At 55.6% G+C, this 13,021-nt stretch carries 15 protein-coding genes and 1 tRNA gene; 11 read left to right on the forward strand and 5 right to left on the reverse strand.

Annotated features, from left to right (window positions below; genetic code table 11):
- From coaBC to DXD48_RS08270, 8 genes are all read left to right on the forward strand, one after another.
- A complete protein-coding gene (gene coaBC, locus DXD48_RS08235) occupies positions 1-1,215 on the forward strand; it encodes a bifunctional phosphopantothenoylcysteine decarboxylase/phosphopantothenate--cysteine ligase CoaBC (RefSeq protein WP_233502371.1) in 1,215 nt (404 codons plus the stop codon).
- 80 nt (positions 1,216-1,295) lie between these two features.
- Positions 1,296-1,372 (forward strand) — tRNA-Pro (locus tag DXD48_RS08240).
- A gap of 294 nt (positions 1,373-1,666) precedes the next feature.
- Positions 1,667-2,371, forward strand: coding sequence for a CDP-alcohol phosphatidyltransferase family protein (locus DXD48_RS08245; protein WP_117564795.1), 705 nt, complete (start codon positions 1,667-1,669; stop codon positions 2,369-2,371).
- A gap of 65 nt (positions 2,372-2,436) precedes the next feature.
- On the forward strand, positions 2,437-2,871 hold the full coding sequence (locus DXD48_RS08250) for an FHA domain-containing protein (RefSeq protein ID WP_195239292.1): 435 nt from the start codon (positions 2,437-2,439) through the stop codon (positions 2,869-2,871).
- A 3-nt stretch (positions 2,872-2,874) separates the two neighbouring features.
- Positions 2,875-3,759 (forward strand): MerR family transcriptional regulator, encoded by an 885-nt coding sequence (locus DXD48_RS08255; RefSeq protein ID WP_117564796.1) that lies wholly within the window; start codon positions 2,875-2,877, stop codon positions 3,757-3,759.
- A 21-nt stretch (positions 3,760-3,780) separates the two neighbouring features.
- Positions 3,781-4,326, forward strand: coding sequence for an adenine phosphoribosyltransferase (locus DXD48_RS08260; protein ID WP_117564797.1), 546 nt, complete (start codon positions 3,781-3,783; stop codon positions 4,324-4,326).
- A gap of 32 nt (positions 4,327-4,358) precedes the next feature.
- Complete coding sequence (locus DXD48_RS08265) at positions 4,359-5,471, forward strand: NlpC/P60 family protein (protein WP_117564798.1); 1,113 nt, start codon at positions 4,359-4,361, stop codon at positions 5,469-5,471.
- Positions 5,472-5,646: 175 nt separating this feature from the next.
- Entirely contained in the window at positions 5,647-6,513 is an 867-nt protein-coding gene (locus DXD48_RS08270) for a DegV family protein (RefSeq protein ID WP_117564799.1), read from the forward strand.
- Positions 6,514-6,586: 73 nt separating this feature from the next.
- Here DXD48_RS08270 and DXD48_RS08275 read toward each other — a convergent pair whose 3' ends face one another.
- Entirely contained in the window at positions 6,587-7,198 is a 612-nt protein-coding gene (locus DXD48_RS08275; protein ID WP_199407935.1) for a DUF1836 domain-containing protein, read from the reverse strand.
- A gap of 215 nt (positions 7,199-7,413) precedes the next feature.
- Positions 7,414-8,352: an NAD(P)/FAD-dependent oxidoreductase gene (locus DXD48_RS08280; protein WP_117564800.1), complete on the reverse strand. Its 939-nt coding sequence runs from the start codon at positions 8,350-8,352 to the stop codon at positions 7,414-7,416.
- Between the two features lie 117 nt (positions 8,353-8,469).
- Between DXD48_RS08280 and DXD48_RS08285 the strand changes: the two genes are divergently transcribed.
- Positions 8,470-9,771 (forward strand): glycosyltransferase, encoded by a 1,302-nt coding sequence (locus tag DXD48_RS08285; RefSeq protein ID WP_117564801.1) that lies wholly within the window; start codon positions 8,470-8,472, stop codon positions 9,769-9,771.
- A 461-nt stretch (positions 9,772-10,232) separates the two neighbouring features.
- Here DXD48_RS08285 and dut read toward each other — a convergent pair whose 3' ends face one another.
- From dut to DXD48_RS08300, 3 genes are read right to left on the reverse strand one after another with little or no spacing between them, the layout of a single operon-like run.
- Entirely contained in the window at positions 10,233-10,676 is a 444-nt protein-coding gene (gene dut, locus DXD48_RS08290) for a dUTP diphosphatase (protein ID WP_117564802.1), read from the reverse strand.
- Between the two features lie 4 nt (positions 10,677-10,680).
- On the reverse strand, positions 10,681-11,124 hold the full coding sequence (nrdR, locus tag DXD48_RS08295; RefSeq protein ID WP_055285168.1) for a transcriptional regulator NrdR: 444 nt from the start codon (positions 11,122-11,124) through the stop codon (positions 10,681-10,683).
- A gap of 51 nt (positions 11,125-11,175) precedes the next feature.
- A complete protein-coding gene (locus DXD48_RS08300) occupies positions 11,176-11,625 on the reverse strand; it encodes a LysM peptidoglycan-binding domain-containing protein (RefSeq protein ID WP_117564803.1) in 450 nt (149 codons plus the stop codon).
- 163 nt (positions 11,626-11,788) lie between these two features.
- Between DXD48_RS08300 and lexA the strand changes: the two genes are divergently transcribed.
- Together lexA and DXD48_RS08310 are read left to right on the forward strand one after the other, a co-directional pair.
- Positions 11,789-12,433 (forward strand): transcriptional repressor LexA, encoded by a 645-nt coding sequence (gene lexA, locus DXD48_RS08305; protein ID WP_147324160.1) that lies wholly within the window; start codon positions 11,789-11,791, stop codon positions 12,431-12,433.
- A complete protein-coding gene (locus DXD48_RS08310; RefSeq protein ID WP_117564805.1) occupies positions 12,433-13,014 on the forward strand; it encodes a heparan-alpha-glucosaminide N-acetyltransferase in 582 nt (193 codons plus the stop codon). Before lexA ends, DXD48_RS08310 begins: the two co-directional genes overlap by 1 nt.
- Positions 13,015-13,021: the final 7 nt, after the last annotated feature.

Genomic DNA, 13,021 nt, shown 5'->3' on the forward strand with positions numbered 1-13,021 from the left:
ATGACGGCGGCATCCAACAATTCAATGCAACTTGAGGGAAAAACGATCCTGCTGGGTATTACCGGCGGGATCGCCGCCTATAAGTCGTGCAATATCGTGCGCCTACTGCAAAAGCGCGGCGCGCGCGTCAAGGTCGTTATGAGCGAGCATGCCACGGAGTTTGTGGGGCCGCTCACGTTCCGCGCGCTCACCAACGAGCCGGTCGCGGTGGGCCTTTTCGACGACCCCTCCGACCCCATCCACCACATTTCGCTGGCGCAGGAGCCCGATCTTGTGATCGTGGCGCCCGCGACGGCCAATATCATCGCCAAGATGGCCAACGGTATCGCCGATGACCTCATCTCCACCACGCTGCTTGCCACGCCGCGACCCATCGTGATCGCCCCCGCCATGAACAACGGCATGTGGAAGGCGCCGGCGACGCAGGCCAATATGGCCACGTTGCGCGACCGTGGCGTCCATGTGGTGGGACCTGGCAGTGGCTACCTTGCCTGCGGCGACGTGGACACGGGGCGCATGAGCGAGCCCGAGGACGTCGTCGAGGCCGTCTGCGAGGTGCTCAATCCCGTGCCGCAGGACCTGGCGGGCAAGCGCGTCGTGATTACCGCCGGCCCCACGCACGAGCCGATCGACCCCGTGCGCTTTATCGGTAATCGGTCGTCGGGCAAGATGGGCATTGCCCTGGCAGGGGAGGCCGTACGCCGCGGCGCTGCGGTCACGCTCGTGCTGGGGCCGACGTCACTCGACGTGGGTCGCGGCATGGAGTGTGTACGCGTGCAGACCGCCGCAGAGATGCTGCAGGCCGCACTGAGCGCCTTTCAGACGGCCGATGCGGCCATTTGTGCGGCGGCTGTCGCCGACTACACACCTGCCGCTCCTGCGGATCACAAGCTCAAAAAGGCCAACGAACGCTTGGATCGCATCGAACTGGTCGAGACCGTTGATATTTTGGCTGAGCTCTCGCGCCAGAAGGGCGAGCGCCGTGTAATCGGATTTGCAGCCGAGACCGATAACGTCGTGGAGTACGCTGAGCGAAAACTTGCCCGTAAGGGCTGCGACGCGATCATCGCCAACGATGTCTCGCGCGCCGATTCGGGCTTTGGAACCGACACCAATAAGGCCTGGATTGTGAGCACGGCAGGTACGCAAGAACTTCCCGTACTAACAAAACCCCAGCTCGCAGATACAATTTTGGACTTGCTCAAAAATAATTAAAAAAGTTCTTGCACAAGTCCAAAGTTTCGGGTTAATATACTCCCTGTTGCGAGCGAGAGCAGAGCAACAAACAAAAGCTTCGGGACGTGGCGCAGCTTGGTAGCGCACTTGACTGGGGGTCAAGGGGTCGCTGGTTCGAATCCAGTCGTCCCGACCAGAAGTTTGCAGGTCAGGCGCCTAGTGCCTGACCTTTTTTGTTAAGAATCAACAAAGTAAGCAACAAAGAATCAACGGCTTTCTTGATCGATACTTTCGCTCAACAAAAACTTGTACGTCACCCTCCAAAAACGACAATTTATGAAATGTTTGGAGGCTGACGTACACAAATACGGTACATTCACGTTGCGACAGCGTCCTCCACATGTCTGGACTCTCTATGCTTACGCTGGATAGACATCGCTAGAACGGGTATAGTATCGAAAGTTTTGTCGTTTACCAGCGGGGGAGTCCTGTGGGCATCAAAAAGAAGATCAAAAAGGAGCTTATCGGCACCTCCGATTACCCGTCGAATAAGATCTTTACGATCTCCAATTTCATCACCTTTACGCGCCTGATCCTCACGCTCGTCTTCCTGTACCTGTTTGTGACGGACAACAACCGTGTCGTTGCCATTGTCATCTACGCTATCGCGGCCTCCACCGACTGGATGGACGGCCAGATTGCCCGCATGACCAAAACCGTCTCGTGGCTCGGCAAGGTTATGGATCCCATCTGCGACCGTGCGCTGCTGTTTACCGGCGTGCTGGGCCTGGTGGTACGCGGCGAGTTGCCCATCTGGGTCTGCATACTCATCATCGGTCGCGATGTTTACTTAGGGATCGGATCGCTCATCGTGCGCCATTATCACCGTCGTCCCATCGATGTCGTCTTTCCCGGCAAGATTGCCACGGCGCTGCTCATGACCGGCTTCTCACTCATGCTGCTTGGGTTCCCCATCATAGACGGCTGGCATCTGCTGCCCGCCACGTTCACGGCATTCCCGGGTCTCAATGGCAGCTCGGTGCCCCTCGGCATCTTCTTTGTGTACGGCGGCGTCATCTTCTCCATGCTCACCGCTGTCATCTATTCCATTAAGGGAGGGGTGGCCATTAAACAGGCCATTGCGCATCCCGAGGACGAGGACACCGACTTTCTCAACCCCGAAATCGAAGACTGATTCATTGGGGTATGATTACGTACGGTTCATTCTTTGCGGCGTCGCCGCGTTAGATAGGGGTTGTCATGGACAACAAGGTTAACAATATGCCTCAGAACGATAAGACTGCGGACGCTACCTGCGTTTTCCGCGTTCCCTCGAGCGATGTCACTGTTCCCGACCTTATGGCCAACGTGCACATCACCGCTCCGGTTCTGTCCATCGTCAAGGGTCCGCAGACCGGAGCTGCCTTTGAGCTCGAGGACGACGTGACCACCATCGGCCGCGACCCCGCGAACGGCATCTTCCTCAACGACATGACGGTCTCGCGCAGCCACGCACGCATTATTCGTGAGGGCCTGGGCGCCCGTATTGAGGATCTGGGCTCGCTCAACGGAACCTGGGTCGACGGCGCCATCGTCAACGGTGCTCCGCTGCACGACGGCTCTTCCGTTCAAATCGGTACGTTCACGCTCATCTACCACGAGAGCACGCCGGAGCGCATCGAAACCGGTGAGTAGGTAATGGCCGAACGCAACTATCTGAGTATCGGCCAAGTCGTCAACCTTCTTCGAGGCGCATACCCCGATCTATCGAACTCAAAAATTAGATTTCTAGAAGATGAGGGGCTCATCACCCCTCATCGTACGCCTAAGGGGTATCGCCAGTACTCCAAGGAAGACGTTGACCGTCTCGAGGTCATCCTGCACCTGCAAAAGACCCGCTACATGCCGCTCAACGTCATTAAGCAGCGCTTGGAAAACGCAACGGACCTGTCCACTTTGGCTTACGAGGTGGGTCTTCTGTCCGATGTTCCGCTTAAGACGGAACCCAAAGAGACCAAGCAAAAGCTGCATCCCATCGAGACGATCCCCGACATGCTCGGTGTTGAGATTTCGTTTATCCGCTCCCTTGCCGAGAACGATCTTATTCGCATCATCAAGAGCCCGCAGAACCGAGAGCTCGTCGATGGCCGAGATTTCCCGATTATCCGTTACTGCTCGGAGCTGTCGCGCTTCCACATTGAGCCGCGCAACCTGCGTCAGTACGTATCGTCGGCAAACCGCGAGTCTTCGATGTTTGAGCAGGTTCTCGTGAGCATGCTCGGCATGGATACCTCCGATGACGAGCGCGACGCCAAGCTCGAGCGCGCTTTCAAGAAGCTGCACGACCTCACCGAGGGTGTGCACACCGCGCTCCTTAAGAACCGTGTCTTTGAGTCGCTCAACGCCGTGGTCGAGGACGCTGACATCGATGCTCTCGATGAGGAGATCGCGCGTTCCGAATCCACCAAGGCTAAAAGCGATGGGGCAAGCGTCCCCGCGGTTGCCGCGCACGACGAGTCGCTCGTGCAGCCGTCCAAGGTCGTCGTCCCCTCGCATAGCTCGTCTGCTAACACGAGTAAATAATCGCCGTCCATCCGGCAATCCATGAAAGGTCACAAAGTGTACGACTTCGAATCTCATATCGTCGACATCCCCGACTATCCCGAGCCCGGAGTCGTGTTTAAGGACATTACGCCGCTCTTTGGCAATCCCGAGGCTCTGAAGGCCATGGTCGATGCGCTCGCCGAGCATTTTGCTGGCATGGGCATTACCAAGGTCGTCGGCCCCGAGGCTCGTGGCTTTATGGTGGGCGTCCCCGTGGCCGTCGCCCTGGGCGCTGGCTTTGTTCCCGCACGTAAGCCGGGTAAACTGCCGCGCAAGACGGTGAGCGAGAGCTATGAGCTCGAGTATGGAACGGATTCTATCGAGATCCACGCCGATGCTATCAGCTCTAAAGATACCGTGTTGATTCTGGACGACTTGGTCGCGACGGGCGGAACCGTCGAGGCAACAGGTAAACTGGTGCGAGATATGGGCGCAAAGCTTGTGGGCTACGGTTGTATCCTTGAGCTTGCGTTTCTCAACCCGCGCAAGAAGCTCACGCCTTCTAACGAGGACGTTGAGCTCTTTAGCCTGGTAACGGTGGACTAGCCGCTACCCTTAGATACCGGAAAGGAAGCTACATGCGCACAGCAAACACGCACAGAAACATGGCACGCTGCGCTGCTACGGCAACCCTCGCTTGTGTTTTGGGCCTGGGCCTCGTGGCTCCGGCTTACGCCGATACCGCATCCGAGCTTGCTGCTGCCCGTACCAAGCTCGAGCAGATTGGCACCCAAACTCAGCAAATTCATGAAGAACTCTCCGCACAGACGCAGGAGCTTGATCAGACTGCAGGCGAGATCACGCAAAAGCAGCAAGAGATTGCCGAGGGTCAGGCAAAGCTTTCGAGCTACGTTGCCGGTGAGTACAAGACCGGCGGTCTGAGTCTCCTTCAGGTTCTGACGGGCGTCGACGATCTGGGCGACATGCTCAACCGTCTGTTCTATTACGGCAAGGTTTCCGACAAGCAGGCCCAGACCATTCAGGATGTCAAGGACCTTAAGCAGCAGCTCACTGATAAGCAGGCCGAGCAGGAGAAGAACGTCGCCGCGACGCAGAAGAAAGTCGACGAGCTCAACGCCCAGCAGGCCGAGGCTCAGAGCCTCGTCAGTTCCCTGGACTCGCAACTGCAGGCCGAGCTTGCCGCCGAGGCCGAGGCCAATGCGGCGCTGCAGGCCGGCATAAATGCCAGCACAGCCGAAAAGGCCACGGTAAGCAACGACACCGCCGGTACGACCGAGAACACTAACAATGGCGGCGGCACAACCAACAACGGCGGCAACACGCCTGCGCCCGCTCCTGCTCCTACGCCGCAGCCCTCGACGCCCGCTCCGGCTCCGACGCCTTCCGCACCGAGCCAGTCTGTTGACGGCGGCTCCGTTGTTTCGCGCGCCTACAGCAAGCTTGGTTGCGCTTATTCCTGGGGCGGCATTGGACCGGACAGCTTTGACTGCTCCGGTTTTGTAAGCTACTGTCTCACGGGCCGCTACTGCCGTCTGGGCACCACCGGCACTTTCATGGGTTGGACCCGCGTGTCCGACCCGCAACCCGGCGATGTCGTGGTTAACTCCTACCATACTGGCATCTATATCGGTAATGGTCAGATGATCCATGCTTCCGACTACAAGACGGGCGTCATCATCAGCTCCGTCGCAGCCGGCATGAACAACAACTACATTTTCGTGCGCTACTAAGTCACTCTGCATAGCAAACGAATGTGAACCTCGTGGCCTTTGGGCTGCGAGGTTCATTTATTTGTGACCGTGCTCCATACATGATCCCAATGAGCTAGTTTTCAATACTAGATGCACGTTTCAAAGGTAAGCAAGATGGCTATAATAAATGAGAAGCATCTAGAAAGGACCCTCTATGAGCTGGGCACTTATCTCCGATTCGAGCTGCAACCTCCGCGATTGGCAACCGACCGCGCCCCATACCACCTTTGCATATGCACCCCTTAAAATTCGAGTGGGGGAGCGCGAGTTCGTCGATGACCTCACGCTCAACGTTCACGAGCTCAATTGCGCCGTGCAGGCTGAGTCGAGCGCTTCTTCGAGCGCCTGCCCGAGCGTAGGCGAGTGGACCGAACTCTTTAGGCTTGCCGACAAGACAATTTGCATGCCCATCTCCGAGGGCGTCTCGGGAAGCTACAATGCCGCCGCCACGGCACGCGATTTGGTTCTTGCCGAGGATCCGAACCGTCAGATTCATTTGGTCAATTCACGCGGAGCCGGCGGCAAAATGGACCTGATCTTCCTGCTGTTCGACCGCTATCTCGCAAGCAACCCCAACGTCCCTTTTGAGGAAGCCTGCAGCTATTTTGATGAGCTGGAACTAAACAGCAAGATCCTCTTTAGCCTGTGCAATTACGAAAATCTCGCCAAGGCCGGACGTATTCCCAAGGCAGCTGGAGTTATCGCCAATAAACTCAACATTCGAGTTTTAGGCACGGCAAGCGAGGAGGGGGAGATTAAGCTCGTCGGTCACACCCGTGGCGAAAAGAAGATGCTTGGCAAGATTGTCGACACCATGGAGGCCGAGGGCTTTACCGGCGGCGAGGTCGTAATCGACCATGTCGAAAATGAGGCGGGCGCCCAGGCACTTGCCAGCCGCATTGTGGAGCATTGGCCCGGTTCCAAGACCATCATCATGCCCTGCAACGGACTGGATTCATACTATGCCGAGATGCACGGGCTCATTATCGGCTACGGCATGGGCGTGGCTTCAGGCCAATAGCGTCCAACTAAACAAAAACACGGGCGGGGCAAAGTGTCTGATGACTCTTTGCCCCGCCCTTCTTATACGTCGGTTAGCTATTAAACCCATTGAACTTTAGGTAGCTCATTAGATACGCCTTCGATACAAAAGACGATACTGCACTGCGAACGAGCAGCGACTCGCGAGTGACCTGATGAGCCGTATCGGGAACAGGAACCTGCTCAATGGAAAAAGCCGCACGAATCGATGCCTCGAGCTGATCAATCACATAATCAAAGGCGGTCGGTGCATCATAGCTCAGGCGCTGAATGTTAAAGAGTGCCTGAACCGCAGCGATGGGCAGCACCTGCTTAAAGATACAAATGGAGATGAGACGCGCAATCTGCTCGCGACCATATTGCTTTTTAACCGGAGCGGGAACGAGGCCGACCTTTACGTAGTTATTGATCATCGATGGCGTAATGACGGGCTGTTCCACACAAATCGAAAGCGGCTCCATCCACAGCTCGATGTACTCAATGACCTGGTCACGGTAGAGCGTTACATTCGGCAACTGGTTATAGCGCGGCAGGCTGAGCGTATTGAGTTTGCGGACTATATCAGACTGGATAAATGCATCAGGTAGCACCGTTGGCTGAATATCCTCTGGGCTAATGCTAACCGACGTATCGGACATAGGAATGACATGTTTAACGTGATTCATATGGTGCCTCCGTTCGTTTTCAATATTGTATTCTAGATTATCTAGTTTTACATACCACAATGAACGGTATGATCGTCGGCTTTGGCTCGAGTCCGGCCGCAGGATAACTGGCTTGTTTTTGCACAACAAAACGTCCAGCAGCAACGTTGCCTCAAGCTCGTTACTGCTGGACGTTTAAGTAAAAAAACAACCTTACATAATATATATTATCGTACTTATCCGCGTAGAAAAGCGTATGCGCTGGTAGCCGCTATGGCTCCGTCCGAAACGGCGGTCACAACTTGACGTAAACGCTTGGAACGGATATCGCCGGCAGCAAATAAGCCAGGCGTGCGGGTGGCCATCGATTCGGCGGTCACAATACCGCCGTCGGGCGCCAGATCTACCAGATGCTCTACAAACTCGGTATGGGGCTGCGTGCCAGCATAGACAAAAATGCCAAACGAACCAGGATCAAAGGACTCAGCGTGCATTTCACTAGTCGCATTGTCCTTAAACGTGATTGTCGTGGGCATCGCCTCACCAGAAAGCTCAACAATACTAGTTTGGTACCTAACTGAAATATTATCTTTTGCGAGCACCTTTTGAACCACGCCATCGGGGGCACGGAACTGATCGCGGCGCAAGACGATGGTCACGCTGCTGGCGATTTCTGACAAGAACAGGGCTTCCTCGCAGGCAGCATTACCGCCACCGATGACAAAGACCTGGTTACCGCGAAAGAACATGCCATCGCACGTCGCGCAATAAGAAACGCCACGACCGCGATACGTATCCTCGCCAACAAAACCAGCAGATCGCGGCGTGGCACCCATGCAAGCGATAACGCTCGAGGCCAGCGTATCGCCCATATCGTGATGCACCGTAAACAGCGCCGCATCCGCATCGTAATCGATACCCGTAACCATGCTCCATGTAACCTGTGCTCCCAGGCCCTCTGCATGTTGCTGAAACCGCTCGCCGAGTTCGGCGCCACTCAAGAGCGGAATGCCCGGATAGTTCTCGACCTCATTGGTTGTGGCGATCTGTCCTCCCGACATACCTTGCTCAATCACGGTCGTCGTTAGGTTGGCGCGCGCCGCGTAAATGGCTGCAGCATAGCCCGCAGGCCCGCCGCCGATAATCGCAACATCGATCGGCTGATGAGTAGTCATGAAGAGACCTCCTGTCGAAAGATTGGCGTTCTTTGCGCTCATACCCAAATTTATGCGAACGTGACACTCATGCACTACAATGATTCTCTGTGAAACAAAGATGAAGGGGAGATATCGATGGATCAGACGCAGACGAGCGACGACGCTCCCCTGCTCACGCACAGCACTCCCCAATCGGAACAAACCACGCTCTTGGCTCAGCAAAAACCTCTCGTGACTATCGTGCACGCCTCGGTCGGCTCGGGCCACAAGGCCGCCGCAAATGCGATTGCGCAGGCATTCGACCTCATCCGCGGCACCAATGGCATCCCAGAGGATGTTGAGATTGAAGTGCTCGATATCCTTGATTTTGGACGCATAAAATTCGACGGCAACAAAACGGCCGCCTCGTTTACCGGCGCCACGCGCCCAATCTATGACTTGACCTGGCGTTATACCCTTACCGGACACCTGCTTTGGGGCGGTGGCACGGCATGGTCGCGCATCATGTTCCCCGCATTTAACGAATACGTTCGAACTCGCAGGCCCATTGCCGTGGTAGCCACACATATCACGGCAGCCAACGTCGCCGTCGGCGCGCGCGTCATTACGGGCATCGACTATCCCGTCATTTGCGTACCGACCGATTACGAGGTCGAGGGTTGGTGGCCCCATAAGGACACCGACCTATTCTGCGTAGCAAACGAGTTTATGGCCGAAACACTCCGACCCCGTAAGGTTCCCGAGGCAAAGATCCGCATTACGGGCATCCCCATTCGCGCCGGGTTTGATACGGACTACAACCGCGAGGAAAAACTCGAGAAGTTCAATCTCCCCACAGACAAGCTCGTTGTGCTGGTGATGGCCGGCGCCAGTTTGCCTCAACCGTACGTTCGCTTTCGCGCGGAGATGGACCGCACCCTCCCCTTCCTGCGCAGCTTCGAGGACATGCACTTTGTCTTTTTGCCGGGCAAGGATGCCGAATATGCCACCCGTCTCAAAACGCTTTTCGATGCCATGAAACTCGAGAACGTCACGGTTCTTGACTACGTCGATGACATGGCAGCGCTTATGCACGGCTGTGACCTGGCAATCCTCAAATCTGGCGGACTCACTGTTACCGAATGCCTGTGCGCACACCTGCCTATGATTCTGCTGGGCAAGTCATATGGCCAGGAAAAGGCCAACACCACCATGCTCACCGGCATGGGCGCCAGCATGCATGTCACCACGGCGCGAGAGCTCATCGTAACCCTGCGCCACCTGCACGATCATCCCGAATCGCTCAAGGCACTACTCATTAACGGCGAAGTGCTGCGCCGTCCACGCGCAGCCGAGGATATCGCCATCGCAACCATGGAACTTGCAGGCAAGCCCCAAAAGCGCAAACGAGCCTTCTGCCGCTTCTACTGGGGCGAAAAACCAGCGCATATCCGCTAGCGTCTTAATGTCCGCTGCTCGGCGGGAGCCGCCCATATATCATTCCATGCTCAAACATTCTCGCTGCGCTGCGAAACTGCGCGTGGAACGATATATGGGCGGCTCCCGCCGAGCAGCTACGTTTACGTACTAGCAACTACAGCAGGTTCGCCCCAGTAGAAGCTGCGAAGGTGGAACCAAATAATCTGATAATAGTTAGCCGATGCTACAAAGGGATTGTTCCTTTGTAGCATCGGCTAACTAGAAAGATTATTTATCTCAAGCATTTAGCCCTTTCGCCTGAGCCCCATACATATCGTCCCGCGCGCAGTTTCGCAGCGCAGCGAGAATGTTTGAGCACGGGATGATATGTATGGGGCTCAGGCGAAAGCGGGATCCATGCGCCCCTGCGAAGCGAGAATGTTTGAGCATGGGATGATATATAGGCGGGTCGGGCCGGTCAGCGGAAAGTACGTAAACGACTAGGATACGCCGCTAGAACCGAAACCGCCGGCTCCTCGATCGGTTTCGTCTAGTTCGTCTACTTCTACGAGATTGACTGTGGGGACTTCTTGGATGACGAGTTGGGCGATGCGGTCGCCTTTGTTGATCTGGATATTGTTGGTGGGATCTAGGTTGATGAGGATGACCTTAAGCTCACCTCGATAGTGGGCGTCGATGAGACCGGGCGTGTTGACTATAGACAGGCCTTGCTTAATGGCTAGGCCGCTGCGGGGTTGGACAAAGCCGGCGTAGCCATCGGGCAGCGCAATGGCCAAGCCAGTGGAGACCAAACGACGCTCAAAGGGCTTGAGGGTGCAGTCTTCGTTGGCGCGGAGGTCAAGACCGGCATCTGTGGGGTGAGCGTATTTGGGAAGCTCGACCGTGGGATCGAGTCGCTTAATGTTAACGGTAATGTTGGACATGAAATCACCTTAGCTTGTCGAGCTCTTGCAAAAACTCGTCGACGTCTTTGAAATCGCGATAGACCGAGGCAAAGCGAATGTAGGCCACCTTGTCGATCTTGGCCAGGCGCTTGAGCACCATATCGCCCAGTTCGTGGGACGTTACAGCCGTCAGCGTACGCGAACGCAGCTCCACCTCGATATCATCGATGATCTCGTTGAGCTTTTTCGTATCGATATCGCGCTTAATCGTGGCGCGCATCAGGCCGACCAGCAGCTTGTTGCGATCGAACCGCTGCTTAGACCCGTCGGATTTGATAACCTCGATGGGATCTTCGCAGCGCTCGAACGTCGTAAAACGATAATTGCACGAACAGCATTCGCGACGACGCTTGATAGTGTTGTTCGACTCCTGCATACGGGAATCGACAACGCGGGTATGTGCCTTGCCGCATTTGGGACAGCGCATGGTACCTCCTCTTAAACGATAACAAGGGTACCATGCGACCGAGCGGAAATCTTACGAACGAGCCGGAACTTTCAGAACTGCACCAGCATCAAGAGAGCCACGATCGAGGTGATTGACGCTACGAATCATGTCGGAAGTCTCCTGCGTGGAAAGGCCATCGATGGGATGCTCCTGGGCAAGCGACCACAGAGAATCGCCGGACTGCACACGAACCGTCTCGTAGGTAACGTTGGCTACGGAATCGGCATATGCTGCGTGACGAGCAGAAAAGACTGACGTGGCGAGCACAAAGAACAAGGTGAATGCTACAGCAACAGCAACAATCGTCGAGGCCTTCAGGGCAACAGGAGCCGAAGCAGCGGCCGCACGCTGGGTGCGAACGGGTTTAGTGGCCACGGCCTGAAAATGGGAGCGTCCACCCTTCACGACCGTGAAGGCAGGCGAGGCAGGCGCCTCGAGCTTAAGAGCAAGGTTTCCCTGGACCATATCCGCTGCGTTCATTCTGTTCTCCTCTCGTTTGTTTTGACGAGAACTGTTTTATCAAGCCGCGGGGACAAAAAAGTCTAGCGCGGGAACGAGTGTTCGGTTATTATTATCTTCGAACAGTTGTTCCTGTCAAGCAAAAATAGAACATTTGTTTGGTATGGGTAGAGAGGAACCCCTGATGGCTCGCAAAATTACCAAGCGTCAGCAGCAAATTTACGACTTCATCAAGGAATATCAGCAGGAGAAGGGCTATCCGCCCAGTGTACGCGAGATGGCTTCGGCTGTGGGCCTTTCCTCCCCTAGCACCGTACATGCGCACCTCTCCGCGCTGGAAGCACGCGGCCTGCTCAAGCGTGACGCCACCAAACCTCGCGCTCTCGAGCTCTTTGACGAGGACGGATCTTCCGTCTCCATCTCGAAGTCCGATGAGCCCACGGTGCCCCGCGGCACCGTATCGCTGCCTCTCGTAGGCCGTGTCGCCGCAGGGATTCCCATCCTTGCCGAGCAGAATATCGAGGACACCTTTACCATCCCAACCGAGATCGCAACAGAACAGGGGTCCTTTATCCTCGAGGTCCACGGCAATTCGATGATTAACGTCGGCATCTATAACGGCGACTACATCATCGTTCGCGAGCAGAAGAGCGCCATGAATGGCGAGATTGTCGTGGCCATGATCGATGGCTCCGCAACAGTCAAAACATTCTATAAGGAACAGGGACGCGTTCGCCTGCAGCCCGAAAACGACACTATGGAGCCTATCTACGCGACAAATCCCACGATTCTAGGCAAGGTCGTCGGTTTGATGCGCCGGTTTTCGTAATGCAAAAACGCATCACGGTCTTTGATACCATTCGCGGGTTTACCATGCTGTCGATGGCGGGATTTCATGCCTGCTACGACCTTGCCTACCTATATGGTTGGAAGATGCCCTGGTTTACCCAGACCATCTTCCAAGACATCTGGCGAGCCAGCATCAGTTGGGTATTTTTGTTTATTGCCGGCTGGATGTGCACCCTCTCGCGCAACAACATCAAGCGTGCCGCCAAATATGCCGTAGCCGCTTTGGTCGTATGGGTCGCAACGACGCTCGTCTCAGTCGATGACTCGGTGAACTTCGGCATCATTTTCTGCATGGCGGCGTGCACCGCCATTGTTGCACTCGCGCGCCCGGTTCTCGATAGAATGCCGGCAGTTTGGGGTATAACGATTTGCCTCATACTCTTTGCCTGTACCTGGAGCATTCCTAAAGCGGTCTACCCTATCCCCTATCTAGCTTGGCTGGGGTTCCCAAGTCCAGACTTTGTCTCCGGTGATTACTATCCGCTCATACCCTTCTTATTTATGTACCTCACAGGCTTCTTGGTGACGCATAATTTCTTTCGCAAATTGACAACCGCATAGCGGAACA

The organism is Collinsella sp. TM05-37 (assembly GCF_003436455.1).
Classification (GTDB): Bacteria; Actinomycetota; Coriobacteriia; order Coriobacteriales; family Coriobacteriaceae; genus Collinsella.

Excerpts from the sequence above, each read along its gene's own strand:
- DXD48_RS08265 (WP_117564798.1), top strand. The coding sequence starts at position 4,359 with ATGCGCACAGCAAACACGCACAGAAACATGGCACGCTGCGCTGCTACG.
- lexA (WP_147324160.1), top strand. The coding sequence starts at position 11,789 with ATGGCTCGCAAAATTACCAAGCGTCAGCAGCAAATTTACGACTTCATC.
- DXD48_RS08300 (WP_117564803.1), bottom strand. The coding sequence starts at position 11,625 with ATGAACGCAGCGGATATGGTCCAGGGAAACCTTGCTCTTAAGCTCGAG.
- nrdR (WP_055285168.1), bottom strand. The coding sequence starts at position 11,124 with ATGCGCTGTCCCAAATGCGGCAAGGCACATACCCGCGTTGTCGATTCC.
- DXD48_RS08260 (WP_117564797.1), top strand. The coding sequence starts at position 3,781 with ATGAAAGGTCACAAAGTGTACGACTTCGAATCTCATATCGTCGACATC.
- DXD48_RS08270 (WP_117564799.1), top strand. The coding sequence starts at position 5,647 with ATGAGCTGGGCACTTATCTCCGATTCGAGCTGCAACCTCCGCGATTGG.
- coaBC (WP_233502371.1), top strand. The coding sequence starts at position 1 with ATGACGGCGGCATCCAACAATTCAATGCAACTTGAGGGAAAAACGATC.
- DXD48_RS08310 (WP_117564805.1), top strand. The coding sequence starts at position 12,433 with ATGCAAAAACGCATCACGGTCTTTGATACCATTCGCGGGTTTACCATG.
- DXD48_RS08285 (WP_117564801.1), top strand. The coding sequence starts at position 8,470 with ATGGATCAGACGCAGACGAGCGACGACGCTCCCCTGCTCACGCACAGC.
- DXD48_RS08250 (WP_195239292.1), top strand. The coding sequence starts at position 2,437 with ATGGACAACAAGGTTAACAATATGCCTCAGAACGATAAGACTGCGGAC.
- DXD48_RS08255 (WP_117564796.1), top strand. The coding sequence starts at position 2,875 with ATGGCCGAACGCAACTATCTGAGTATCGGCCAAGTCGTCAACCTTCTT.
- DXD48_RS08275 (WP_199407935.1), bottom strand. The coding sequence starts at position 7,198 with ATGAATCACGTTAAACATGTCATTCCTATGTCCGATACGTCGGTTAGC.
- DXD48_RS08280 (WP_117564800.1), bottom strand. The coding sequence starts at position 8,352 with ATGACTACTCATCAGCCGATCGATGTTGCGATTATCGGCGGCGGGCCT.
- dut (WP_117564802.1), bottom strand. The coding sequence starts at position 10,676 with ATGTCCAACATTACCGTTAACATTAAGCGACTCGATCCCACGGTCGAG.